Annotated in this window: 22 protein-coding genes; 16 read left to right on the top strand and 6 right to left on the bottom strand. The window is 39.8% G+C overall.

The window, feature by feature from the left end:
• Positions 1-2: 2 nt before the first annotated feature.
• Genes ACE1EF_RS09265 through ACE1EF_RS09280 form a run of 4 tightly spaced genes read right to left on the bottom strand, consistent with a single transcriptional unit; the run spans position 3 to position 6125 of the window.
• Positions 3-1295: a glycosyltransferase family 4 protein gene (locus tag ACE1EF_RS09265; protein ID WP_375720371.1), complete on the bottom strand. Its 1293-nt coding sequence runs from the start codon at positions 1293-1295 to the stop codon at positions 3-5.
• Positions 1292-3241: a glycogen debranching enzyme N-terminal domain-containing protein gene (locus ACE1EF_RS09270; RefSeq protein ID WP_375720372.1), complete on the bottom strand. Its 1950-nt coding sequence runs from the start codon at positions 3239-3241 to the stop codon at positions 1292-1294. The genes ACE1EF_RS09265 and ACE1EF_RS09270 overlap by 4 nt, the downstream gene beginning before the upstream one ends.
• A 49-nt stretch (positions 3242-3290) precedes the next feature.
• On the bottom strand, positions 3291-4586 hold the full coding sequence (locus ACE1EF_RS09275; RefSeq protein ID WP_375720373.1) for a UDP-N-acetylmuramoyl-tripeptide--D-alanyl-D-alanine ligase: 1296 nt from the start codon (positions 4584-4586) through the stop codon (positions 3291-3293).
• 45 nt (positions 4587-4631) lie between these two features.
• Positions 4632-6125 (bottom strand): SUMF1/EgtB/PvdO family nonheme iron enzyme, encoded by a 1494-nt coding sequence (locus ACE1EF_RS09280; RefSeq protein WP_375720374.1) that lies wholly within the window; start codon positions 6123-6125, stop codon positions 4632-4634.
• Positions 6126-6320: 195 nt separating this feature from the next.
• Here ACE1EF_RS09280 and folP point away from each other — a divergent pair, with 195 nt between their 5' ends.
• The 15 genes from folP (at position 6321) to ACE1EF_RS09355 (ending at position 21348) form a co-directional block, all read left to right on the top strand.
• On the top strand, positions 6321-7172 hold the full coding sequence (gene folP, locus ACE1EF_RS09285) for a dihydropteroate synthase (protein ID WP_375720375.1): 852 nt from the start codon (positions 6321-6323) through the stop codon (positions 7170-7172).
• A 9-nt stretch (positions 7173-7181) separates the two neighbouring features.
• On the top strand, positions 7182-7946 hold the full coding sequence (gene cdaA / locus ACE1EF_RS09290; RefSeq protein ID WP_375720376.1) for a diadenylate cyclase CdaA: 765 nt from the start codon (positions 7182-7184) through the stop codon (positions 7944-7946).
• Between the two features lie 148 nt (positions 7947-8094).
• Positions 8095-9090 carry an AAA family ATPase gene (locus ACE1EF_RS09295; protein WP_473774487.1) on the top strand — a complete coding sequence of 332 codons (996 nt, stop codon included), beginning with the start codon at positions 8095-8097 and terminating at the stop codon, positions 9088-9090.
• A 24-nt stretch (positions 9091-9114) separates the two neighbouring features.
• Positions 9115-9981, top strand: a complete 867-nt coding sequence (locus ACE1EF_RS09300; protein WP_375720377.1) for a DUF58 domain-containing protein — start codon at positions 9115-9117, stop codon at positions 9979-9981.
• Positions 9982-9987: 6 nt separating this feature from the next.
• The gene (locus tag ACE1EF_RS09305) at positions 9988-10995 is read left to right on the top strand and encodes a hypothetical protein (RefSeq protein WP_375720378.1); all 1008 of its coding nucleotides are present in this window, start codon (positions 9988-9990) and stop codon (positions 10993-10995) included.
• A 3-nt stretch (positions 10996-10998) separates the two neighbouring features.
• Positions 10999-11994 (top strand): vWA domain-containing protein, encoded by a 996-nt coding sequence (locus ACE1EF_RS09310; protein ID WP_375720379.1) that lies wholly within the window; start codon positions 10999-11001, stop codon positions 11992-11994.
• A gap of 10 nt (positions 11995-12004) precedes the next feature.
• Positions 12005-13045: a vWA domain-containing protein gene (locus ACE1EF_RS09315; protein ID WP_375720380.1), complete on the top strand. Its 1041-nt coding sequence runs from the start codon at positions 12005-12007 to the stop codon at positions 13043-13045.
• 222 nt (positions 13046-13267) lie between these two features.
• A complete protein-coding gene (locus tag ACE1EF_RS09320) occupies positions 13268-13906 on the top strand; it encodes a tetratricopeptide repeat protein (RefSeq protein WP_375720381.1) in 639 nt (212 codons plus the stop codon).
• 4 nt (positions 13907-13910) lie between these two features.
• Positions 13911-14444: a hypothetical protein gene (locus ACE1EF_RS09325; RefSeq protein WP_375720382.1), complete on the top strand. Its 534-nt coding sequence runs from the start codon at positions 13911-13913 to the stop codon at positions 14442-14444.
• 48 nt (positions 14445-14492) lie between these two features.
• Positions 14493-16283, top strand: a complete 1791-nt coding sequence (locus ACE1EF_RS09330) for a BatD family protein (RefSeq protein WP_375720383.1) — start codon at positions 14493-14495, stop codon at positions 16281-16283.
• 75 nt (positions 16284-16358) lie between these two features.
• Positions 16359-17111: a tetratricopeptide repeat protein gene (locus tag ACE1EF_RS09335; RefSeq protein WP_375720384.1), complete on the top strand. Its 753-nt coding sequence runs from the start codon at positions 16359-16361 to the stop codon at positions 17109-17111.
• A 42-nt stretch (positions 17112-17153) separates the two neighbouring features.
• Positions 17154-18293 (top strand): lipid-A-disaccharide synthase, encoded by a 1140-nt coding sequence (lpxB, locus tag ACE1EF_RS09340; protein WP_375720385.1) that lies wholly within the window; start codon positions 17154-17156, stop codon positions 18291-18293.
• Positions 18294-18400: 107 nt separating this feature from the next.
• Positions 18401-19114 carry a 4-hydroxy-tetrahydrodipicolinate reductase gene (gene dapB / locus ACE1EF_RS09345; RefSeq protein ID WP_375720386.1) on the top strand — a complete coding sequence of 238 codons (714 nt, stop codon included), beginning with the start codon at positions 18401-18403 and terminating at the stop codon, positions 19112-19114.
• Positions 19115-19132: 18 nt separating this feature from the next.
• On the top strand, positions 19133-20881 hold the full coding sequence (gene lepB / locus ACE1EF_RS09350) for a signal peptidase I (protein WP_375720387.1): 1749 nt from the start codon (positions 19133-19135) through the stop codon (positions 20879-20881).
• A gap of 2 nt (positions 20882-20883) precedes the next feature.
• Complete coding sequence (locus ACE1EF_RS09355; protein ID WP_375720388.1) at positions 20884-21348, top strand: regulatory protein RecX; 465 nt, start codon at positions 20884-20886, stop codon at positions 21346-21348.
• 330 nt (positions 21349-21678) lie between these two features.
• Here ACE1EF_RS09355 and tnpA (ACE1EF_RS09360) read toward each other — a convergent pair whose 3' ends face one another.
• Positions 21679-22140 (bottom strand): IS200/IS605 family transposase, encoded by a 462-nt coding sequence (gene tnpA, locus ACE1EF_RS09360; protein WP_375720389.1) that lies wholly within the window; start codon positions 22138-22140, stop codon positions 21679-21681.
• Positions 22141-22394: 254 nt separating this feature from the next.
• Complete coding sequence (gene tnpA / locus ACE1EF_RS09365) at positions 22395-22856, bottom strand: IS200/IS605 family transposase (protein WP_375720389.1); 462 nt, start codon at positions 22854-22856, stop codon at positions 22395-22397.
• A 562-nt stretch (positions 22857-23418) separates the two neighbouring features.
• Between tnpA (ACE1EF_RS09365) and ACE1EF_RS09370 the strand changes: the two genes are divergently transcribed.
• Entirely contained in the window at positions 23419-24774 is a 1356-nt protein-coding gene (locus ACE1EF_RS09370; RefSeq protein WP_375720390.1) for a TlpA family protein disulfide reductase, read from the top strand.
• Positions 24775-24886 lie beyond the last annotated feature (112 nt).

Raw genomic sequence — 24886 nt, forward strand, 5'->3', positions numbered from 1 at the left:
GATTATTTTGGACTGTAAACTGAGTTATATACTTCTCTAACCTTAAGCGCTGCATTTTCCCATTTAAGGTTATCCACTTCAATCCGCCCCATTTTTTTAAACATAGAACTTAAAGCAGGATATTTTAGTAACCCATAAATCATATCTGCTGTAGCATCAATATCCCAGTAGTCAACCTTAAAGGCATGAGTTAAAATTTCAGCCACGCCTGATTGCTTTGAAATAATGACGGGTACATTGGACTGCATTGCCTCAAGAGGCGAAATGCCAAAGGGTTCAGAAACGGATGGCATGATGTACACATCACTGACTTTAAGCATCTCAAATACCTGATCTCCTTTCAGAAAACCGGTAAAATGAAACCTGTCAGCAATTTTGCGTGTTGCAGCCATCGAGATCATTTTTCTCATCATATCGCCGGAACCTGCCATAACAAATCTTACATTGTTCATCTTCTGTAAAACTCTGTAAGCAGCTTCAACAAAATATTCCGGGCCTTTTTGCATGGTGATCCTGCCTAAAAAGGTAACCACTTTATCATCAATACCCTTCTTGATTTTTAATTTGTCGATGTTGCTTATTGGCTCAACAGCATTGTATACTGTTGTTACTTTTGCCGGGTCAACAAAGTATTTTTCTATAACTGTGTTACGGGTTAGATTACTCACTGAGATGATTTTGTCGGCATAATCCATCCCTTCCTTTTCCATCCTGTAAACTTCAGGGTTTACATTCCCGCGACTCCGGTCAAAATCGGTGGCATGAACATGGATCACAAGTGGTTTGCCTGAAACCCTTTTTGCCGCCATACCCGCCGGATAAGCCAGCCAGTCATGCGCGTGAATCACGTCAAAATCGTAGTCGCGGGCAATGACTTCTGCTACCAGTGAATAATTATATATTTCTTCCAGAAGATTGGCACCATATTTTCCACTGAATTCAATAGTGCCATCATCTTTAGTCTGTACTGTTTTATATTCTGTGGACACATTGTAGTCGAGAAGCTTCCAGTATTCGTCCGGATCAACATAAGGTACAATGCGGGACGAAACCTCGAGGTATTCAATCCGTGTATTGTTTTCTTTTATTTCAACTTTTGTCCTGGTAATCGGAATTTTATTGGCCCCAATAAGGCTCATGCGTGATGTGTCCTCGTCGCCGTAGGCTTTTGGTACAACAAAGATTATATCAAGGTCTTTCTGTGCGGAAAGTCCTCGTGTTAATCCGTAGCTTGCTGTTCCCAGACCGCCTGATATATGGGGTGGAAATTCCCACCCAAACATGAGTACCTTCATAGAGTTTTATTTTTTTCTAAATCCTGTAATTTCATTGCAATTCTTAACAGTTCAGCAACATTTATCGCTGAAGAAATGGCGCCATGTCCTTCGTGAGGTGGATTTCCGTTATAATATTCCGAAACAGAACCGATGCAGTTATGGGTCATAACATGGTCAAATTCGTTTAAGATGGATTGCAGGTAATGAACGCCACTGTTTTTGTAAATTTTTAAATACGCATCTGTAAAGGAACCAAGTAACCAGGGCCACACCGAACCATTAAAATAGTACTTATCTCTGAAGTGCTGATTCCCATGGAGGTCGCCAACAAAATCAGGTTCACGCGGAGAAAGCGAACGAAGTCCGCGTGGTGTCAACAAATTTTTTTCAATAACATCAAGAACTTTCTTCTGCAGGTCTTTTTCTATGGGTGAATAATCCAGCGATACTGCAAAAAGCATATTCGGCCTGATGGTTTTGCACCTGTAATTGTTATCAGGATCAACAAAATCATACAACCCACTGCTGTCTCCATTCTTAAAGACGCTGCAAAAATTGCCTTCAATTTTGGCAATAATCTCTTTTATCTGTTTTTTCTGTTTGCATTTAGGTGAACAGTGATCTCTGTAGTAGCACAGGGCGTTGTACCAGAGTGCATTTAATTCAACCAGATAACCACTGCGGTAAACTGAAGGTTTGCCATCTGTTACAGCATTCATCCATGAGGCAGGAATATGTTTCCCGTCAACATGCAGTAAACCGTTTTCGTGTAAGTTGAGCCGTTTGACATTGCCGTCAATTATATATTTAATGGCTTTGCCGTATACCGTTTCGTAATTGCTGAATTCAAGCCCGATGGTACTGGTGAGTTTTTGTAAGGACCACGCTGCCCATAATAAAACATCCGGTGCATCATAATCCTGAATACCGGGGGGCAGGATATGTTGGTCAAGATACAGATTCATGTCAGAAATGACATTTTTAAATGTGGATCTGAAAGGCTGCGTCCCGCCTATGCTAAGCGACAGACCGGGCATCGCAATAAAAGAATCTCTGCCCCGGATAGGAAGCCACGGGAAACCCGCTTTGATATCTGCTCTGTTTTCCTTGTATACAATAAACTGATGTGCTGAATTCTTCAGACAGTTTATAAAATTGTTTCGTGGTGAGCGGCCTTTTACTTCTGCAGTAAACTTTTGTTTAAGGCCTTTGGTGTTGATTTCACTGGTGCCGGCAGAAAAGACAATGCTTTCTCCTTTTTTTATGTTCAGTTCAAAATAACCGGGCGCAAAAAGATCTTCCTTAAAATCATAGCCTCTTTGCTGCTCTTTAATATACTCCACACCATAGTACCAGTGCGGCACCGGAACATAATCTACATCTTTCGAAAATTGCATGGAGAGTTCAGGATAGCCATCATACATTCTGGTGGCAATACCGTTTTCGATTTCCCTGTGATTATGGTTGACATTCATGTTTGAACCACTCAGGGCATGATAGTTTCTGAATGCCAGTAAGGGCTTAAACTTCATGGTGACCGGTGAATGTGCATCTATTAAGGTATATTTTATAAGCACACGATCTTCACCAGAGATAAATACCTTCTCTTTGGTCAGAATTACACCTCCTACACGATAAGTCACCTTTGGGATTGTCTCACATTCAAACTCTCTGATGTATTTGTGTCCTTTGGGAGAGTAGTGTTCATGATCAAATTTATGAAGGGCAAGATTAAATTCTGAGTCATGCTGAACAACGGTTTCATCCAGTGATGAAAGCAGCACATGCGGGTCGCTGTCAAGCCCTGGCACAGGACACACCAGTAAACCATGGTATTTTCTGGTGTTACAACCACTGATGGTAGAACAACTGTACGCACCGGTACGACTTGTTCGTAAAAGTTCTTTGTCTAATGAGATTTCAAGATTAATGAGATCTTGCTTCTCGAATTGGAGATAACTCATCGTTTTAATATTTTAGCTCCTTAAATATAGTAGAAATTTTGAAAGATACCTATAATTCAGGTAACAGGTTTTCTAATTTCATGCTTCTGGAACCCTTTAACAAGATGTAAGAATCTGTTATGGGTTTTAAAGCAATTTGTTCCAACGCCACTTCAGTCGCAGGATAAAATTCAATTTTGGGATATTCAGTGCTGAATTTCATAAATTCTTCACCTATGCAAATTAAGCGAGAAAAAAGTTTTCTTTCAAACAATTCCAGAATTGTTTTATGTTCTTTTTCAGCATATTCTCCAAGCTCTTTCATATCACCTAATATAGCTACTTTATGCGCTGAATCTGATGCCTGAAATTCAGTAATTGCTGCCGCCATGCTGGTTGGATTGGCGTTGTACATATCCAGTATAAGTGTGTTGGTCTTCGTACGGACGACCTGAGATCTGTTGTTGTTGGGTTTGTACTTTTCAATTGCCCTGATGATCTTTTCATCCGTTACACCAAAATAGCTTCCGATACAGATGGCTGCCTGAATATTTTCCAGGTTATATTTTCCTGTTATTTGTGTGTGAACCACCTCGCGGGTATGGTTACTTGTATAGCGCAGTTCGAGGAAGGGGGTGCTTCGATCCGGTTCCAAGGTTATTTTGTCATCTCCGTATAAAATGCGTTCTGTTCCCTCCGAAAGGCTGAGAAGGAGGTTGTTGGATGAATTTACAAACAACTTACCTCCGGTATCTTTAATAAAATCGTAAAGTTCTTTTTTTGTATCAATAACGGCTTCGTATGATCCGAATCCTTCAAGGTGGGCTTTGCCTATATTAGTGATGATCCCAAAACCGGGTTCAGCTATTTTACTCAACTCCCCAATTTCACCGGGGTGATTTGCACCCATTTCTATCACCGCCATTTCATGGTTTTGGTTCATCAGGAGCAGGGTTAACGGAACACCAATGTGATTATTGAAATTCCCTTTTGTGAAGTGAGTGTTAAATTTTTGTGAAAGTACAGTTGAAATTAACTCTTTGGTGGTTGTTTTTCCATTTGTACCTGTTATGCCTATAACCGGAATTGAAAATTGCCTCCGGTGATATCTGGCCAGCTTTTGAAGGGTATCCAGCACATTATCTACCAGGATGTACTGGTGTTCTGCCTTATAATATGCGCGTTCATCTATTACCGCAATACGGCAGCCTTTTTCCAGTGCTGCCGCAGCAAATCGGTTTCCGTTAAAGCTTTCTCCTTTTAATGCAAAGAAAATGCTGTCCTTTGGACAGTTTCTGCTGTCGGTAGTAATAAGCGGATAGGTGTTAAAGATTTCGTAAAGCTTTTCAATTCCGGGGTTGATCATACAATTGAAATAAAAAACCCCGGCAAATGCCAGGGTTTATATGTTTTACATATCTGTTCCTAAATAAGTCATAGCACAGCGGAATCCCAAATCGTCCCTGGCTTTACCCTGATCCAGGAAGCGCCGTGTTGCCGGTTGCAACCAGTAAGGCCTGTCGCGCCATCCTCCTCCTTTGAATACTCTTACATCATTGGATACACGGGATGCCAGTATCTTTTCTTCGTTGGTTGTTCCTCCGTACATTTTGTCTGTGGCCTTTTCAGGAGAAATCTGTGCAGTCCAGTCTTCCAGATGTGATGCTGGATCACCATCTTTGGCGTTCCTTACATCATCTAGACTGTCAAGCAGTACATATTTTACTCTTCCAAGAGAATCGGAGGCAGGAATTCTAACCGTACTGCCGTCAATGTCTTTATATTCCCACTCAATCTCTTTGAATTCATTTCCCCTGTACGGGTTATATTCCTCAACAAATTTATAACTCTGTGTTCTGTAAACATCGGCTACCCATTCGTTTACGTTGCCGGCCATGTTAAACAGGCCATAATCGTTGGGCTGGAAATAGTCAACCGGTGCGGTAGCTGTAAAGCCATCGTTTGGCCTGCTCGACATACCACCCATATCACCGCGTCCTCTTGCGAAGTTAGCCAGCATTAATCCTCTGAATTCTTTGGCAGGATTTCTGAGACTGTGACCGTCCCAAGGGAATATTCTGCGCTGACCATAGTTTTCTTCACCTTCAATACCTATCATGCCATAGGCGGCATATTCCCATTCTGCCTCAAACGGTAATCTGTATTCCGGCAAAAGATGACCTTCGTCCCAGTTGGTTTTGGTAACGCTGTTACCTTTTCTGTCCAAAGGTCTGTATGTTGAATTAAACAGGTATTTAGATGTATTGAACACCATCTCATCGTTGATGGAATCCTGACTTTCCATTGATTTGATCTTTTCAAAATCAGGTAGCATCAGGTATCCGCGGTCCGCCAGAATTTTTTCGTTCACCCTGTCGGTTCTCCAGCGGCAGAATTCATCAGCCTGTTCCCAGCTTATGCCTACCACTGGATAATTATTGTATGCCACATGGCGGAAATAACCGGCAACATATGGTTCGTTATATGCCAGTTCTCTCCTCCAGACCGTTGTATCCGGTAAAGCGCTTTTGGCAACGCCCGGCATATTATGGTATACAATACCCAGCCAGTGCAGGTACTCTCTCCATTGCAGGTTGCTGATCTCAAACTGATCCATGTAAAAGCTTGATACCGTTACCCTGCGGGGCATGTTGTTGGCATCGGTCAGTACATCGCCGGATATACGGCCCATCGTAAATGTACCGCCTTTAATATATATCATGCCCGGGGGCATCACACGGTTGTTGTAAAACTGACGTTCGTCGGTTACTTCAAAACCTCCGTATTTATCATCGTTGTAAACCCAGCCTGTTGTTCCGGATTCGTTTTTTCCTCCTGAACCTGCTCCACAGGAAGACAGAACAGTAGCAATAATGGTATAATACAAAATGGTCTTCAGCTTCATAGCTTTATAAAAATTATGTATCTAATCGTTGCAAATATAACTATTTAAACCAAACCTTATTGTTTAAAGAATTATTTTTTTAATAATTTATTTACAAACACAATGTTAAAGTTTAATTTTTTTAGACTTTAATTAATGTTTCCTACTTTAATTAAAACACCTATTTTTGTAAAAAATTATATCAAATTCTAATTTGTGGCTAAAGTTTTCAGAAAACAAAACCATTTGAATATAAACGGATCCCTTTATTCCATAGAGGATCCGGTCGTTATGGGTATACTGAATATAACCCCTGATTCTTTTTTTGACGGCGGTAAATTCTTTAGTCCCGATAATGCCCTTGCAAGGGTGACTGCAATGGTTGAGGAAGGTGCTGATATTGTTGATGTTGGAGCCTGGTCGTCACGTCCCGGTTCAAAGCTTATTAGTGAACAGGAAGAACTCAACAGGTTACTGCCGGTTTTGGAAGAAATACGGCTTACGCATCCCGATGTTGTATTGTCGGTTGACACATTCCGGTCTGGGGTGGCCCGTAAAGTTGTGAATGAATTTAATGTTAACATCATAAACGATATCTCTGCCGGAAACATGGATTCCAACATGTTTGAGACTATTGCAGAACTTCAGGTTCCCTACATCATGATGCATATGAAAGGAACACCCGAAACCATGCAGGTTGAACCGTTTTATGAGAATCTTTTTCGTGAGATTGTAAAGTATTTTTCCGAGCGGGTGGATAAACTGAGGATACTGGGGGTTAATGATATCATCCTGGATCCCGGCTTTGGTTTTGGTAAAACACTGGAACATAATTTCGAACTGCTCGCCAGACTGGATGAGTTCAAGGTGTTTGAACTGCCTGTTTTAGCAGGTCTTTCAAGGAAATCGATGATTTACAGAACTATTGAGTCGACCCAGGAACATAGCCTGGAAGGAACGGTTGCAGCAAATATTATTGCCCTGCAGAATGGCGCCGATATTCTTCGTGTTCATGATGTGAAGGCAGCAAAAGAGTGTATCCGGATCTATGTAAATACACATTCATAATTTATTTTCATGTTTTTAGAACTCAGACCCATTGATATTCTTGATATTACGCTGGTAGCCTTGTTGCTGTTTCAGTTATACAAGCTTATCAGGGGTACCGTTGCACTGAAGATCTTTTTTGGACTGTTTTCGTTTATCGTTTTCTGGTTGCTGGTAAAGGCCCTTGAAATGGAACTTTTGGGATCGATACTCGATGCTCTTGTCAGTGTTGGTGTTATTGCTCTTATCGTACTGTTTCAGGAAGAGATCCGGAAATTTCTGTTGTTGCTGGGATCACGTTATAAATTTGATAAGTGGTTTTCGTGGGAAAAGGTCATGGCCACCAATAAAAGTGGTATGATGAATATTTACATCAACCCGATTGTACAGGCCTGCGAAAGTATGGCAAAATCAAAAACAGGGGCCCTGATTATTATCACAAATCAGTCTGAACTGGTCGATATCACTAAAACCGGGGAATTGTTGAATGCCAATATTTCGGCATCGCTTATTCAGAGTATTTTTTATAAAAACAGTCCGTTGCACGATGGTGCGGTTATCATTAACCGGAATAAGATAAAGGCAGCCAGTTGTATATTACCCATTTCGCACAATACCGATATCTCAAAAAACCTTGGATTGAGACACCGTGCAGGACTTGGTGTGGCACAGTCCACCGACGCACAGGTCATCATTGTATCCGAAGAAACCGGGGCTATTTCCTATGCGCATGAAGGTAAACTGACGCATGATATAACGAAGGATGAGCTGCGTCATTATCTTACTAAAGCCTGATCTTACAATATGTTAACCTTCTGAAAATATACTTAACCATTAATTTTTTTTAACAATGGTTAAATCAATTTTATAGTGTTATCATTTACTTTTGGTGCTGCCTTACTAAAGGCATTAATAATGAAAAGACAGATAAAAACCTTATAGCATGGAGCAAACAGTTGATATTAGAGCATTGAATGAGCGCATTGAAAAGGAGAGTGCGTTTGTTGAAACCATTATGATTGGCATGAACAAAGTTATTGTCGGTCAGAAACATCTTGTTGAATCCTTACTCATCGGTCTCTTGTCAGATGGTCACGTACTGCTTGAGGGTGTACCCGGATTGGCCAAGACTTTGGCCATCAATACACTGGCTCACGTCGTAGACGCTGATTTCAGCCGAATTCAGTTTACCCCGGATCTCTTGCCGGCTGACGTTATCGGTACTATGATTTACAGTCAGAAGAAGGAAGAGTTTATAGTGAAACACGGGCCGATTTTTGCCAATTTTATTTTGGCGGATGAGATCAACCGCGCACCTGCAAAAGTACAGAGTGCTCTGCTGGAAGCTATGCAGGAGCGACAGGTTACCATTGGGGAAAAGACATATCCGTTGCCAAAGCCATTTCTGGTGATGGCGACACAGAATCCGATTGAACAGGAGGGAACTTATCCGTTGCCGGAAGCCCAGGTTGACCGGTTTATGCTGAAGGTTGTTATTGACTATCCTAAGAAGGATGAGGAGAAACTGATAATCAGACAAAATATATCTAAGGTATTTCCGACGGCACAGGCGGTATTAACACCCAAAGACATCATAAATGCCCGTGAAGTGGTGAAGGATGTTTATATGGACGAAAAGATTGAACGATACATTGTGGATATTGTTTTTGCAACCCGTTATCCACAGGAATATGGTTTGTCAAATCTTCAGAATATGATCGCCTTTGGTGGTTCACCGCGTGCGTCCATTTCACTGGCAACCGCTGCCCGCTCATATGCCTTTATTAAACGCAGAGGGTATGTTATTCCTGAAGATGTTCGTGCGGTCTGCCATGATGTGTTGCGACACAGAATTGGTTTAACTTACGAAGCAGAGGCAAATAACCTGACTTCTGATGAGATTATCAGTGAAATTTTAAATAAAGTTGAAGTGCCGTAGAAGGGTAAATAAACTCCTGATTTTATGGAAACAAGCGATCTGCTTAAACGCGTACGTCAGATTGAAATAAAAACCCGTGGCCTATCACGGAACATCTTTGCCGGGGAGTACCATTCCGCATTTAAAGGACGGGGTATGACTTTCAGCGAAGTTCGTGAATACCAGTTCGGAGATGATATCCGTAACATCGACTGGAATGTAACAGCGCGCTTCAACCACCCCTTTGTAAAGATATTTGAAGAGGAAAGGGAATTGACCGTTGTTTTGATGATCGATGTATCCGGAAGCCGCGAGTTTGGTACTGTTTCAAAACAGAAAAAAAATATGATTACGGAGCTGGCTGCCACGCTTGCTTTTTCCGCCATTCAGAATAATGATAAAATCGGGGTCATCTTTTTTTCTGATCGTATCGAGAAATTTATCCCGCCACAAAAGGGGCGTAAACATATTCTTCACATTATCAGGGAGCTTATTGATTTTGAGCCGGAACACCGGCAGACAAATCTGAGCGAGACACTGAAGTATCTCACCAATGCCATAAAAAAGAGGTGTACTGCTTTTGTGATATCTGACTTTATTGATGAATCATTCGAAGATTCCATGATGATTGCTTCCAGGAAGCATGACATGGTTGCTATTCAGGTGTATGATAAGCGTGAAGCAGAAATGCCGAATGCAGGTCTGGTACGGTTTAAGGATGCCGAAACAGGAAAAGATATCTGGATTGATACTTCGGATCCTAAAGTTAGAAACAGCTATGCCGAAGACTGGAAGAACCGGCAGCTGCAGTTGGAACAGTCGTTTAAAAAAACCGGTGTTGATGCCGTGTCTGTGAGAACGGATGAAGATTATGTAAAAGCGCTGATGGCACTTTTTAAGAAAAGAGCATAACGTAAAATGAACAGAATTAAACTGAATATTTCACTTGTTGCCGGTTTGTTAATTTGGTTTGGTGTTGTAGCGGACATCTCTTCACAGGAGATTAAAGCCAGGGCATCGCTTGATTCAGTTACGATGCTGATTGGGAATCAAAACCATCTGAGGATAGAGGTAAGGCAACCCAAAGACGTCATATTAAATTTTCCGGAGTTTACAGATAGTACGCTTCAGAGCGGAATTGATATTCTGAACAGCAGTGCTGTGGACACATCTTCTCTGGATGCCGATAATATCCTGCTGAAAAAGAGTTATCTCATTACTTCTTTTGACAGTGGGCATTATATGATCCCGCCGGTCCGGATCAACATTGATAAGCAAAGTGGTGGTGGCTACGTTCAAACCAATCCTCTGGCATTAAAAGTTTTTACGTTCGATGTGGATACCACACAGGCCATTTTCGATATTAAAGGCGTTGAGGATGTACCGTATACATTCAGGGAAATGTTGCCGTGGCTGGTTGGCGGAGTACTCATCATAGCATTTGTACTTCTTTTTATCTGGCTGTTCAGACGGATAAAACGGAAAGAACCCGTTTTTTCGCTGCGCAGGGAAAAACCAAAGCGGCCACCGCATGTTGTGGCACTTGAAAACCTGGAAAACCTTAAAAAAGAAAAACTCTGGCAGACAGACCGGATTAAGGAATTTTATACCCGGTTGACGGAAATTCTAAGGGTTTATATCGAAGACCGGTTTGAGGTTAAAGCCATGGAACAGACTTCGGATGAGATCCTTGAGGCCATGAAGAAGGCTGAGCTTGAAGGGGATGCAGTACTCGATAATCTGCGGCAGATACTTAAACTTGCAGATCTTGTAAAATTTGCAAAAATGAATCCGCTGCCGGATGAGAATGATCTGAGTATGATGAACGCATTCTTTTTTGTGAACCAGACAAAAATTGAGGAAGTGAAGCCTATAGAAGAGATCACAAAGGAGAGTGAAGATAATAACGATGAAAAACAGAAATAGGTTATGGGTCATTTAATATTTGCAAATCCGCATTATCTGTTTTTGTTGCTGTTGATCTTACCGGCAGTAGCCTGGTATGTGTTGAATCTGAAAAAAGATACAGCTACGCTGCAGGTTTCATCACTGCGCGGTTTCGGACAGATTAAAAAGAGCTATAAGTATTACCTTCGTCATGTACCTTTTATTCTGCGGATGCTCGCTGTGGCTTCAATTATTATTGTTATAGCAAGACCACAAAGCACTAACAGCTGGCAGGAAACAAACACCGAAGGGATAGATATTGTATTGTCTATGGATATTTCGGGTAGTATGCTTGCGGAAGATTTAAAACCAAACCGTCTGGAGGCTTCCATCGATGTGGCTACCCAGTTTATAAACGGCAGGCCGGATGATAACATTGGTTTGGTTGTGTTTGCAGGAGAAGCATTTACACAATGTCCGCTGACAACAGATCATGCTGTACTGATAAATCTGTTTAAAGATATTCCTTCCATACAGCTGGAACAGGGAACAGCTATAGGAATGGGGCTTGCCACTGCTGTAGCCAGAATAAAAGATGGCAAGGCGAAATCAAAAGTAGTTATTTTGTTGACCGATGGTGAAAATAACGCCGGAGAAGTACCACCGCAAACAGCCGCAGAAATGGCAAACACTTATGGAATCAGGGTGTATACTATTGGTGTAGGGACTCGCGGTAAAGCCAGGGTTCCGGTTCAGACACCATACGGAACGACCCAGTACAGGGAGATGGATGTTAATATTGATGAAAACCTGCTGAGAAATATTGCATCAACAACAGGAGGTAAATATTTCAGGGCAACTGATAATGAGAGCCTGAAAGCCATTTACAACGAAATCGATCAACTGGAAAAGACAAAGCTGGATGTGAAGCAGTTTAATAAACGTACGGAAGAATTCTTCTTTTTTGCTATGCTGGCAGCTATCTTTATTCTGGCAGAGATTTTGTTAAGATTAACCGTTTTAAGAACCATGCCATAACAAAAGTATTATGTTCAGATTTGCAAATCCCGATATATTATATGCACTGGTTTTAATACCTGCTTTATGGCTGTTTTTCCTCGCAAACCGGAAAAACCGCAAACGAAAACTGAATGAATTCGGCGATCCGGAGCTCATGAAGGATTTGATGCCGGATGTATCGCAGTCCAGACCGGTATGGAAATACAATTTGCTGCTGTTTTCACTTTTTGTTTTGATATTTGTTCTGGCCAGACCCCAGTTCGGATCAAAATTGCAAACGGTGAAACGGAAGGGCGTGGAGATTGTGATAGCACTGGACGTGTCTAATTCCATGCTGGCCCAGGATATTAAACCTAACCGCCTGGAGAGTGCCAAACAGGCGATATCCAGATTACTTGATAAACTGCATGATGACAAAATAGGATTGATCGTTTTTGCCGGTGATGCATATACACAGTTACCGGTAACCACTGATTATGTGTCGGCAAAAATGTTTTTGTCAACTATTAATACCAATTCAGTTCCTGTACAGGGTACAGCCATCGGAAAGGCAATTGAGCTTGGTATTAAATCATTTGGCCCGGAAAATGGAGCCGGAAGAGCAATCATTGTTATAACCGATGGCGAAAATCATGAAGATAATGCCGTTGCAGCGGCCAGGGAAGCCAGGGAGAGTGGTATTGTGGTGTATACAATCGGTATGGGACTTGCACAGGGAGCACCTATCCCAATTCCGGGCACCAATGATTTCAGAAAAGACAGAGAAGGTAATGTGGTGGTTTCCAAGCTCGACTGGAACATGTTAAAGGAAATAGCTTCAGCCGGAGGTGGAAATTCATACAGAGCTACCAATGGTAATGTTGGATTGAATAATCTTTATGATGATATTAATAAACTGGATAAAGCAGAGATGGAATCAAGGGTTTACAGCGATTACGAAGAACAGTTCGACTGGCTGGCCTGGATTGTTTTAGCCGTTTTGTTTTTTGAAATTTTTATTCTGGAAAGAAAAAACAGGTTGTTCAGTGGAATTAATTTGTTTAAAGAAGACACAAGACGTAAGACGTAAGACATAAGACGTAAGACATAAGACGTAAGACATAAGACGTAAGACATAAGACGTAAGACATAAGACGTAAGACATAAGACGTAAGACATAAGACGTAAGACATAAGACGTAAGACATAAGACGTAAGACATAAGACATAAGACATAAGACGTAAGACATAAGACATAAGATACAAGAATCAGGATTGAGGATTAAAGGATTTAAAGTGAGTATAATAGAAATATGATGAGATCAGTTATCAGTATATTAATTTTGTTTTTTACGGTATCTGTTTTTGCACAGCAGGAGAGGCAGCAGATTCGTAAAGGGAACGAATTATATAAGGACAAAAAATATACAGAAGCGGAAGTAGCTTACAGAAAAAGCCTGGAAGGTAAGGATCAGTTGTACCAGGGAAAATTTAACCTGGGTAATGCAATGCTTAAGCAAAAAAAATACGATGAGGCCATTCAGCAGTTTCAGATTCTGGCTCAGACAACTGAAGATAAGAAGGAACTGGCAAAAGTATATCATAATCTGGGTAATGCGTACCTTGAGACCAAAAAGTATGATAAGGGGGTTGAAGCATACAAAAATTCCCTTATTAATGATCCTTCTGATAATGAAACCCGGTATAATCTTGCATATGCACAGGCTATGTTAAAACAGGAACAGCAGCAACAGCAACAGCAAAATCAGGACCGACCTGAACCTTCGGAGTATGCAAAAAAACTCAAAAAACAGGCAGATGATCTTGTAAGTCGGTATTTATTCAGGGATGCATTAAATGTTATGGAGGAAGGATTGAAAGTGGATAAAACGGTTGCAGCCTATAATGATTTTATTGAGAGATTACGTAAAGTGACAGGAATATCAGAATAAAAATATGATGGGAAAAATAGTAACGATAATAGCGATGATGCTCCTGGTTAGTATGGTTTCGAAAGCACAGGCCATTGAAGAGTATTTTGATCAGGGAGCTGCATCATATGTTAACGGAAAAACAGATGAAGCAAAATCAATCGTCATGGCAGGATTGAATAAATATCCCGGAAATATAGAGCTGACCAAGCTGAGGAAGCTCCTGGATGAAGAAAATAATAAAAATCAGGATCAGAAGAACCAGGATCAGAACAAAGATCAGGATAAAGACAAGCAGGACCAGAATAAAGATCAGCAGCAAAAGGATAAACAAGATCAGCAAAAACAACAGCAGGATCAGCAAAAACAGCAACAGGACAAGGATCAGCAAAAGGAGAATCAGGATCAGCAGCAACAGCAGAAAGAGGGGCAAATGAGCAAGCAAAATGTGGAACAGATCCTTAATGCGTTGCAACAGGACGAAAAGGAAGTTCAGGATAAAGTGAAGTTGCAGAAGGCTAAAGCCGCCAAATCAAAACGGGTTGAAAAAGATTGGTGATTGTAAATCTGCGTTATTACATTTGTGGACACAATGAAAGCATATAAAATGAATAAAATATTAATCCTGTTCCTGATGGCATTTACAGCACTGCGCATGAGTGCTGAAGATACAAAATTTGAGGCTAAATCAAGTGGCGTGGCTGTCGTTGGGGATCCATTTTATCTGCAGTATGAACTGAATAAGCAGGGAACCAATTTACGGCCACCGGCATTTGATGGTTTTCAGCAAAAGGCCGGGCCAACAATGCAGCAGAGCTCAAGCTATCAGTTTATAAACGGAAAATCTTCCAGAACCCAATCCTTCATTTACACTTATGTTCTGGTTGCTCAAAAAGAGGGAACCTACACCATACCTCCTGCCACAATTGAGGTTGATGGAAAAAAACTGACATCCAATTCACTGACCATTAAAGTTGTTGCAGCAAATCAGCAAACAGGACAGGGATCATCTTCACAGGCGGGGATATCAAACCGGGATATCTTTATCCGTACCACGGTCAACAAATCCAATCCCTACCAGCAGGATGCGGTGTTGTTTACCCTGAAACTATACACACGTGTTGATGTTTCCAATATTACCAATGCAGATATTCCTGAATTTAATGGTTTTCTGACCCAGGATATTGAAAATAAATCCGGTTCACTGGTTCAGAATGTAGAAACCTACAACGGTTTGACCTACAAAACATATGTGATTCAACAGAAAGTATTGTTTCCGCAGCGATCAGGTGAAATTACCATTAAGCCGGTAAAAGTCAATCTGAATATCCGGATGCGGACGCAACGAAGAAGTTATAATATATTTGATGATTTATTTGATTCTTACCAGGATGTCAGCAAACAGCTTTCATCCAATGAGGTAACGCTTAATGTTAAACCACTGCCGTCTCCACAGCCTGCAGGTTTCAGAAATCTCGTGGGAGATTTTTCACTGAAGTCCTCCATCACATCAGAAGATGTTAAGGAAAATGACCCGGTAACGGTAAAACTGGTTCTTTCAGGAGAAGGTAACCTTAAGATGCTGCCGACACCTGATGTGGAGTTTCCTGAGGATTTTGAAAAGTTTAATCCCAAGATATCCAACAATCTCAATACAACGGCAGCCGGGGTAAACGGTTCAAGAACATTTGAATACCTTGTCATTCCACGTTTTGGAGGTGACTTTATAATACCGGCGGTTAAAATTCCCTATTTTGATCCCCAAACAGGGAGATATAAAACTCTGAGCTCCCAGGAGTTTAACATTCATGTAGAGAAAGGGGATGGAACGACAACGCCCGGCGTGAATCAGCGATATACATCAAAGGAAGATGTTAAATACCTTGGGACTGATATCCGGTATATCAAAACAAGCAATCTTAAATTAAGGGCCAAAGGTGATTTTTTGTTTGGATCAGCATCATTCTGGTTGTGGCTAGGTATTCCTGTAGTTCTTTACATAATTATTTTTATCGTTTACAGAAAACAGGCCAGACAGAGGGCTAATGTAGCGCTCGTGAAAAATAAACGCGCTAACAAGGTGGCCAGAAAACGTTTAAAAGCAGCGGCGGATTACATGAAGAAAGAGGATAAGGAGGCGTTTTATGAAGAAGTACTCAGAGCCATGTGGGGATATACCAGCGATAAACTCAATATACCGTTGTCAAGATTGAATAAGGATAATATCGAAGATATTCTCAGGGGGAAAGGCATTTCAGAAGAGCGGGTAAAGGAGTTTATCGAACTGCTGAATACCTGCGAATATGCCCGTTATGCACCTTCTGCAGTCGCCGGAGGAATGGATGAGACGTATAAAAATGCCGTTTCAGTAATCAGTAATCTGGACAATAAGTTGTAATTGCGAATTAGGAATTACGAATAGGTACAGGAAAGGAGATTGTATACCATCAAAACGATTTATAACAGACAGAGCATGAAACAATTGATTATAGCATTAAGTCTGATTTTGATTTTTGTCGCTAATGTGATGGGACAAAGTGATCAAATGCAAAAAGCAAACGATTTGTATGCCAAAGGGGATTATGAAAATGCTATCCCTGTGTATGAATCGTTGGTGGATACAGGTTTGGTGTCAGGTCCATTATTTTTTAATCTGGGGAACGCGTATTACAAAACAGGGCAGTTGGCTAATGCCATATTAAACTATGAAAGAGCCAGACTTTATATGCCGAAAGATAAAGATTTGGATTATAACCTGCAGATGGCTCAGAATATGGTTGTAGATAAAATTGACAAGGTAGATGTGTTTTTTCTGAAACGCTGGGTGATTGCTGCTGGTAATAATCTGAGTTCAGATCAATGGGCTTATGCTGGTATTGCGGCATTTATCCTGTTGATTTTAAGTATTGCGGTTTATACCTTCGCCGGAAAGTCAGGCATTAAAAGACTGGGGTTTTATTTTGGGATCCTGATGATCATCGCCTCATCCATCGCCTTTGCCTATTCGGGAGCTCAGAAAAATAAAATAACCAAACGTAACGGAGCTGTAGTATTCAGTCCGACTGTAACGGTTAAAGGTTCGCCTGATGATAGCGGGACAGAACTGTTTATTTTACATGAAGGAACCAGGGTTAACGTAACCGACAGCATTGGTGACTGGAATGAGATTATTCTGGGTGATGGCAGTGTTGGCTGGCTAAAAAAATCAACCATAAAAAAGATATAAGTCAGGACGTGTGTCTTATGTCTTGTATCTGATATCTATAAAATGAAAATATACCTCATAGCCGGGGAAGCATCAGGCGATCTGCATGCCTCCAATCTGATAAAATCATTAAAACGAATTTACCCTGATGCTGAATTTAGAGGATGGGGTGGCGATATGATGCAGAAAGCAGGGATGGAACTGGTAAAGCATTACAGAGATACTGCGGTGATGGGGTTGATCAATGTGATTTTAAAACTGAGATCCATTGGGCGTAATATTCAGGCCTGCAGAAAAGATATCGAAAACTGGAAACCTGATCTGATGATTTTTGTGGATTATCCCGGTTTTAATCTCAGAATTGCTTCGTATACAAAGGCTGCCGGAATTCCGAATTACTACTATATCGCACCCAAAGTTTGGGCCTCAAGGGAAAAAAGAGTTGAAAAGATTAAAGCATATATCGACAAAATCTTCGCTATTCTGCCTTTCGAAGAGAAATACTTTTCAAAGCATGGCATAACTGTTGATTATGTAGGAAGTCCGGTGGTGGATGCACTGGATAACAGGACATGCAAAAATGAAAGCAGGGCTTCTTTTATCAAGCGATCAGGTCTGCAGGATAAACCGATGGTAGCCTTACTGGCCGGAAGTCGTCACCATGAAGTAACACAGATTCTGCCTTTCTTTATAAGGATAGCAGAAAAATATCCGCAGTATCAGTATGTTGTTGCCGGGGTTTCTGTACTGGATCGGTCGGTATATGAACATTTACTTGATGGCAAGGATATAAAACTGGTTTTTGATGAAACCTATGCGCTGTTACAGCATGCAGAAGCAGCAATGGTGGCTTCGGGTACAGCAACACTTGAAACAGCACTCTTAAATGTTCCGCAGGTGGTATGCTACCGGTTATGGGGTAATAATATCACCCAGTTTGTGATGAACCGGATCGTTAAGGTGCCCTGGGTTTCCCTGGTTAACCTTATTATGGAAAAGGAAGTGGTTAAGGAACTGATCCAGAAGAAACTGACAGATGAGGCCCTGCAAAAGGAATTTGAAAACCTGATGCAGCAGCCGGCATACAGAAATAAAATGCTGGAAGAGTATCACATTTTACACCGGATAATCGGTGGCCCGGGTGCTTCCGACAAGGCAGCTGAAAGGATTTCAGCGACCTTTGAGGTGAGCCTGAAGGGTTAGGTATAAAATAGTATATTTGCAACTTAAAAATAAGAATCAAGACATATGAATCAAGACACAGGATTTCAATCCTGATACCTGATTCTTGATACCTGATATTAAAAGAAATGAAAATAGCATTAATAGGATACGGAAAGATGGGCCACGAGATTGAAAAAATCGCCATCGACAGAGGACATGAAGTATGCGCTGCCATTGACGCAGACAACCAGGATGATTTTGAATCGGAGGCCTTTAAAAGTGCCGATGTGGCCATTGAGTTCACTGTACCAGCGGTTGCTTACCAGAACTATCAGAAGTGCTTTAAACATAATGTTCCGGTGGTGTCGGGAACAACAGGGTGGCTTGATAAGATTGATGAAATTAAAACACAGTGTGCTGCAGGGCAAACCTTCTTTTATGCTTCAAATTTTAGTTTGGGGGTAAATATATTTTTTGCGGTCAACAAGTATCTGGCGAATATAATGAACGGCTTTCCTCAATATGATGTATCCATGGTTGAGGTTCATCATACACAGAAACTGGATGCACCGAGCGGAACCGGGATCTCATTGGCTGAGGATATCATTGACCGGATCGACAGGAAAGAAAAATGGATCAATACACCTGGTGAAGATAAGATGGGCCTTTTAATTGAAAGTGTACGTGAAGGACAGGTGCCGGGGATTCATACCATAAAATATGATTCTGATGTGGATGAAATTGTCATTCATCACAGTGCAAAAAACAGAAAGGGTTTTGCATTGGGAGCAGTTATTGCAGCCGAATTTGTTAAAGATAAAAAAGGATTCCTCGGAATGGAGGACATGTTAAAGTTTTAATTTTAAGCTAATAACCAGATGAAAAAAAGTGTATCAAATTTCGTGCCCGCTGATTTTAGAGAGAGACAGGTGTCAAACGTAATCGACCTGGCACTGTTCATATTATATATATTACTCATAACATATCAGGAGAACCTGGGAGGTATCGTAAAAGTTATTCTTTCAAGTTTATATTTGGTTTTGTATTTACCTGTTGCTTATGTTCTGGGAGGGACCTTGGGACAAAGGTTTTCCGGACTTAGAATGAGAAAATATAATGATTATAGCAGTAGTATTGGAATATTTTCTGCCTATAAACGAATAATATTATTAGTAATTGGCAATTGGTTTGGTTTGCTATATTTCTCAAAAGATAGAAGGTTCACTTATGAAAAACTCAGTAATACGATTTTACTAAAATCAGAAGATGATGACATGAAAAAGAAGGTTGGTCTGATTAAGTTTGTATTCTGGGGAACAATTTATATCCTGTTCTGTATCTGGGTACAGAATCTCTGGTTGTTACCGGGAGTACTTATTATTTTTGATATGTATGTATCAAAAAAAGTACCCTGGGACTTTTATAAGAAGACCAGGAGTGGCAAAAAACCTCACTGGATCGTGGAATGGTTTGATGCCATCATCTTCGCGTTAATTGCCGTTGGTTTGATCAATATTTACCTGTTTCAGAATTATAAAATACCTACATCTTCTCTGGAAAAGACATTGCTGGTTGGAGACCACCTGTTTGTGAGTAAGGTGGCATACGGACCAAGAAATCCCATGACGCCGCTCTCATTTCCTTTGGCTCAGCATACCCTACCAATCATAAATACAAAGTCATACTTTGAAAAACCTCAGTGGAAGTACAAGCGCCTTGCGGGTTTCGGACATGTGAAGCACGATGATATTGTTGTGTTTAACTTTCCAACAGGAGATACCGTATGTACAAAGGTGCCCAACCCTGACTATTATGAACTCTGCCGGGAATATGGCCGTGAAAAGGTGCGCAATAATACCGTGCCAGGCATAGATTTCGGTGAGATCGTCTGGAGACCGGTAGACAGGAGAGAGAATTATGTAAAACGATGCGTGGCATTACCCGGCGATTCGTTGCAGGTTAAAAACGGTCGTCTACTGATAAACGGTGTTCCACAGAAAGCCCATAAAGGGATACAGTTTAACTATATGGTCGTTACCAACGGAACCCAGATCAATCCTAAAATTTTTGAAAAACTGGGCATTGCCAAAGAAGATCAGCACTATGCGGGAAATTATAATGTGTACCATCATATGCCATTGACAGACGAAAATGTTAAAGCCTTACAGGAGCTGTCAAATGTGGTTTCGGTGAACCCGATGAAAAAGATGCCGGGTGAACGGGATCCGCAGGTTTTTCCGCATTCTGACCTGTATGACTGGAATGCCGATTTCTTTGGTCCTTTATGGATCCCTAAAAAGGGAGAAACAGTTGAGCTGACAAAAACGAATATCCCTGTTTATAAGCGCATCATTCAGACTTATGAATCCAACGAGTTTAAATCTGTTGGTGATAGCATTTTCTACATCAATGGAGAAAAAACTGATACTTACACATTTAAAATGGACTACTACTTTATGATGGGCGACAACCGTGATAATTCTGTGGATTCACGCTTCTGGGGTTTTGTGCCTGAAGACCATGTGGTGGGAAAACCGATATTGGTCTGGTTATCTCTTGACAAGGATAAATCATTTCCTGCCAATATCCGCTGGAACCGTTTTTTTAAGATTGCCGGTAAAGATTAAATATGGCTGAAATAACATATCAGAGTGCACTTTCAAGAGCTGCAGCGTTATGCAGCAAGTCTGAGAAATGCATTGCTGATATCCGGAAGAAACTGTACGATTGGAAGTTAAATCCTGCCGATCATGATAAACTGATCAGTTATCTGGTATCAGAGAAATACATTGATGAAGAGCGCTTTACACGATTTTATGTGCGTGATAAATTCCGGTTTAATCAATGGGGGAAAGTTAAAATCAGATACCAGTTGTATGGGAAAGGAATTCCTGAGCATTTGATAGATGCAGCTCTTGAAGATGAAATAGAAGTGGAGGGATACCAGAATCTGGCATACGATCTGGCCAAAACAAAATTAAAATACATTAAAGCCGAAAGCGAATTTGAACGCAAAGGGAAGCTGATGCGTTTTTTAAGCGGTAAAGGCTTTGAACCTGACCTGATCAACCAGATTGCGGATAAATTATTATGATTTCGTCCCTACGGGACTTCGTTTACATCTTTACATTTAACGTCTATCCATATTTAAGCACTGACGGGCTTAATTTTAATTGACCTTACCGGACAGGCAAATTACTATTCTAAGGATTTTTTTTCAAATCTAATGTCACGGAGCGGAAGTATATAGGTAGAAATGATCTATGAATGAAACAAAGTGCCGTAGGTGTGTAATGAATTTTGCCTCAGAAACTTAAGCAAGATTAACATTGTTATCAATATTCAGGTAGGTCCCGTAGGGACAAAATATAGATAAAAAAGATCACCAGAAGAATACAGAAGTGCCGTAGGTACGTTATATTTCTTATTGAATTTCATGAAAGATATATTGATGATCAAAATCAATTTCAAAATCTTCCAGAAATTCCAGATATTCTTCTTTGAATGATTTTCGTTTATGATGTTCTTTTTGATTTTGAATGTAATTTATTATTCCCGGTAATTGAGACTTACTATATGAAAATGCACCGTAACCTTCCTGCCAGGAAAATCTTCCATTAACAAATTTTCGCTCATTAATCCATTTTGATGAGCTACCTTTTATATCCTGCATTAATTCTGAAAGTGATTGCAAAGGCCGCATCCCAAACAATATATGAACATGATCAGGCATACCATTTATTTGCAGTACTTTATGTTCATAGTTTTGAATTATGCCCGTAATATATCGGTAGAGTTCATCACGCCAATGTTGTTGTATTAATGATAATCGGTTTTGTACACTAAAAACTGCATGAATGTGGATTTGTGTGTAAGTGTTAGCCATGGTATTGGTTTTTAAGGTAATTTCGTCCCTAGGGGACTTTATTGCTTCCTAAGTTATGGTTTTTTACCGATATGGAAGCCCTAACGGGCTTATTTTATGGTTAAAATAAAAATTTGGAGTGAATTTAATTCTGCCTCAAATCCATAAGTAAGATTAACATTGTTATCAATAATCAGGTAGGTCCCGTAGGGACAAAATATAGATAAAAAAGATCACCAGAAGAATACAGAAGTGCCGTAGGTACGTTATATTTCTTATTGAATTTCATGAAAGATATATTGATGATCAAAATCAATTTCAAAATCTTCCAGAAATTCCAGATATTCTTCTTTGAATGATTTTCGTTTATGATGTTCTTTTTGATTTTGAATGTAATTTATTATTCCCGGTAATTGAGACTTACTATATGAAAATGCACCGTAACCTTCCTGCCAGGAAAATCTTCCATTAACAAATTTTCGCTCATTAATCCATTTTGATGAGCTACCTTTTATATCCTGCATTAATTCTGAAAGTGATTGCAAAGGCCGCATCCCAAACAATATATGAACATGATCAGGCATACCATTTATTTGCAGTACTTTATGTTCATAGTTTTGAATTATGCCCGTAATATATCGGTAGAGTTCATCACGCCAATGTTGTTGTATTAATGATAATCGGTTTTGTACACTAAAAACTGCATGAATGTGGATTTGTGTGTAAGTGTTAGCCATGGTATTGGTTTTTAAGGTAATTTCGTCCCTAGGGGACTTTATTGCTTCCTAAGTTATGGTTTTTTACCGATATGGAAGCCCTAACGGGCTTATTTTATGGTTAAAATAAAAATTTGGAGTGAATTTAATTCTGCCTCAAATCCATAAGTAAGATTAACATTGTTATCAATAATCAGGTAGTCCCGTAGGGACTAAATATAGGTAAAAAAGATCACCAGAAGAATACAGAAGTGCCGTAGGTACGTAATTTAGTACAGTACACATAACGAAATTCACATGATCCGAAATTTCGTCCCTAAGGGTATTCATTTTTATTTCCCAACCGAACATTTTTAAATTACCTTCTATACCCTGTTCCTTTAGAATCAAAGGCGGGTATATTTTTTGACCTATATTATTTAGAAGGAAACTAAATTTTTTCAATAGATCATCTTTTATTAAGTTATCTCTTATTCATTTTGTAACTTGCTAACTTTCTCATTTATAATAAGCAACTAGACTTGATTTGAGAAAGAATGTTTTTATAATTCCTGATCTTCTGTGAAACAAATAAATTATTACGATGAAAAAAATTACATCCCCAAAGATTTTCAGGGTTTTTTTCCTGAGTATGGTATTATGTATGGTAACAACAGTATCATCTCAGATACCTAAGGAAGCATTTGATTTAACGAATTCACTTTCTGATTTATGGCACAAGGGAGAGACTGAAAAGGCTGTGCAAAGTTCTGTTCGGTTATACGAATTATATCCGGCTTTCCTGGTTGACAGAATACATAATTCATTGTCACAAAGCATTAATGACAATGCCCATAGGCAAAATGGTATGGCTTATCTGGAGGCTATAATGAAGCAAAATAACCCCAAAATCAATGAACTGGTTCTTCCGATATACACCTGGGGCAAATTGTATCAGACTGATGATATTGAAGAGATAAAAGATAACCTTGTTGTTTTAAAAGATTGTTTTACGGATAGTTCCTTTTTCAAATCAAGGCCTGAACGGTATTGTTTGCTTGCTTTAAAAGTGCTGGAACAAAAAGCCGGTATCGACGAAAATCTTAAGCTTGACCTTCTAATGGCTGTCATGTCTCAATTGGAAAAGTATTCTTTTTTACAAGCTGTAGTCACAGACAGAAAATTAACTGAAGAACGTGCGTGGAACAGGTATTTACTGGCATACAGTAACTATTACATGTTTTCAAATTTTGACAAAAATGCGATGTTTATTCAAAGAGCATCTGAATACAGCCCGGACAAATATGATATTCTGAGAAAATATGCTTACTCTTATGATGCATTTCTGTTGACCGGAAGACCAACAAGATATAGTTTTCAAAAAGATTATTTTAAGTATTTACATGATAATAAAAATTTCAGCAAGGCTTTGAATCTGCTTACTGAAATCACATTCGGAGAACCTTCTGATAATAATCTGAACGGGTTGCAGCATTATTATTCTGAACAAAAGTTGGAAAAACCGTTTAAAACCTACTGGACAGATTATATCAATACGCAAAGTTCAAAGGTGCCGGATATTACAATAAATTTTCCTGGCGAGAAACTGGATTTGAAAAAGAAGCCTGGCTGTTGGATTTATATTGATATATGGGGTACATGGTGTAGTCCATGTAAAAAAGAACTTCCTGATTTACAGGAATTGTATGTCAAAAACAGTGAGAACAAGCAATCTAATCTGAAAATATACACTTTTTCATATGCCTCACAGAATCTTGAAGAATTTATGAAGGAAAATAAATATGTTTTCCCGGTAAGTGAGGTTGATAATCATGTGACCCAATTATTTAATGTGACAGGCTATCCAACCAAAATTCTGATTACACCCGAAGGAAATTATCTTACTATTCCTTTTAACTCAGACTGGAGAACATATATTAAAAATTATGCCTTGATGTAACTGTGCTTTTGAAATAGCTTCAACATACTTTCATTTTAAAAACGGTCTTCATGTTATTATATATGCTAAATTTGCCGTAGTAATTGCTTGGTACTAACTATACTTGAAAAAT

Source organism: Quyinboa sediminis (assembly GCF_042219855.1).
In the GTDB taxonomy this organism is placed as follows: Bacteria; Bacteroidota; Bacteroidia; order Bacteroidales; family UBA5342; genus JBHJHP01.

What these genes read in the sequence shown, in the direction of transcription:
- ACE1EF_RS09265 (WP_375720371.1), bottom strand. Translation starts at nt 1,295, where the DNA reads ATGAAGGTACTCATGTTTGGGTGGGAATTTCCACCCCATATATCAGGC.
- ACE1EF_RS09270 (WP_375720372.1), bottom strand. Translation starts at nt 3,241, where the DNA reads ATGAGTTATCTCCAATTCGAGAAGCAAGATCTCATTAATCTTGAAATC.
- ACE1EF_RS09275 (WP_375720373.1), bottom strand. Translation starts at nt 4,586, where the DNA reads ATGATCAACCCCGGAATTGAAAAGCTTTACGAAATCTTTAACACCTAT.
- ACE1EF_RS09280 (WP_375720374.1), bottom strand. Translation starts at nt 6,125, where the DNA reads ATGAAGCTGAAGACCATTTTGTATTATACCATTATTGCTACTGTTCTG.
- cdaA (WP_375720376.1), top strand. Translation starts at nt 7,182, where the DNA reads ATGTTTTTAGAACTCAGACCCATTGATATTCTTGATATTACGCTGGTA.
- ACE1EF_RS09295 (WP_473774487.1), top strand. Translation starts at nt 8,095, where the DNA reads ATGGAGCAAACAGTTGATATTAGAGCATTGAATGAGCGCATTGAAAAG.
- ACE1EF_RS09300 (WP_375720377.1), top strand. Translation starts at nt 9,115, where the DNA reads ATGGAAACAAGCGATCTGCTTAAACGCGTACGTCAGATTGAAATAAAA.
- ACE1EF_RS09305 (WP_375720378.1), top strand. Translation starts at nt 9,988, where the DNA reads ATGAACAGAATTAAACTGAATATTTCACTTGTTGCCGGTTTGTTAATT.
- ACE1EF_RS09310 (WP_375720379.1), top strand. Translation starts at nt 10,999, where the DNA reads ATGGGTCATTTAATATTTGCAAATCCGCATTATCTGTTTTTGTTGCTG.
- ACE1EF_RS09315 (WP_375720380.1), top strand. Translation starts at nt 12,005, where the DNA reads ATGTTCAGATTTGCAAATCCCGATATATTATATGCACTGGTTTTAATA.
- ACE1EF_RS09320 (WP_375720381.1), top strand. Translation starts at nt 13,268, where the DNA reads ATGATGAGATCAGTTATCAGTATATTAATTTTGTTTTTTACGGTATCT.
- ACE1EF_RS09325 (WP_375720382.1), top strand. Translation starts at nt 13,911, where the DNA reads ATGATGGGAAAAATAGTAACGATAATAGCGATGATGCTCCTGGTTAGT.
- ACE1EF_RS09330 (WP_375720383.1), top strand. Translation starts at nt 14,493, where the DNA reads ATGAATAAAATATTAATCCTGTTCCTGATGGCATTTACAGCACTGCGC.
- ACE1EF_RS09335 (WP_375720384.1), top strand. Translation starts at nt 16,359, where the DNA reads ATGAAACAATTGATTATAGCATTAAGTCTGATTTTGATTTTTGTCGCT.
- lpxB (WP_375720385.1), top strand. Translation starts at nt 17,154, where the DNA reads ATGAAAATATACCTCATAGCCGGGGAAGCATCAGGCGATCTGCATGCC.
- dapB (WP_375720386.1), top strand. Translation starts at nt 18,401, where the DNA reads ATGAAAATAGCATTAATAGGATACGGAAAGATGGGCCACGAGATTGAA.
- lepB (WP_375720387.1), top strand. Translation starts at nt 19,133, where the DNA reads ATGAAAAAAAGTGTATCAAATTTCGTGCCCGCTGATTTTAGAGAGAGA.
- ACE1EF_RS09355 (WP_375720388.1), top strand. Translation starts at nt 20,884, where the DNA reads ATGGCTGAAATAACATATCAGAGTGCACTTTCAAGAGCTGCAGCGTTA.
- tnpA (WP_375720389.1), bottom strand. Translation starts at nt 22,140, where the DNA reads ATGGCTAACACTTACACACAAATCCACATTCATGCAGTTTTTAGTGTA.
- tnpA (WP_375720389.1), bottom strand. Translation starts at nt 22,856, where the DNA reads ATGGCTAACACTTACACACAAATCCACATTCATGCAGTTTTTAGTGTA.
- ACE1EF_RS09370 (WP_375720390.1), top strand. Translation starts at nt 23,419, where the DNA reads ATGAAAAAAATTACATCCCCAAAGATTTTCAGGGTTTTTTTCCTGAGT.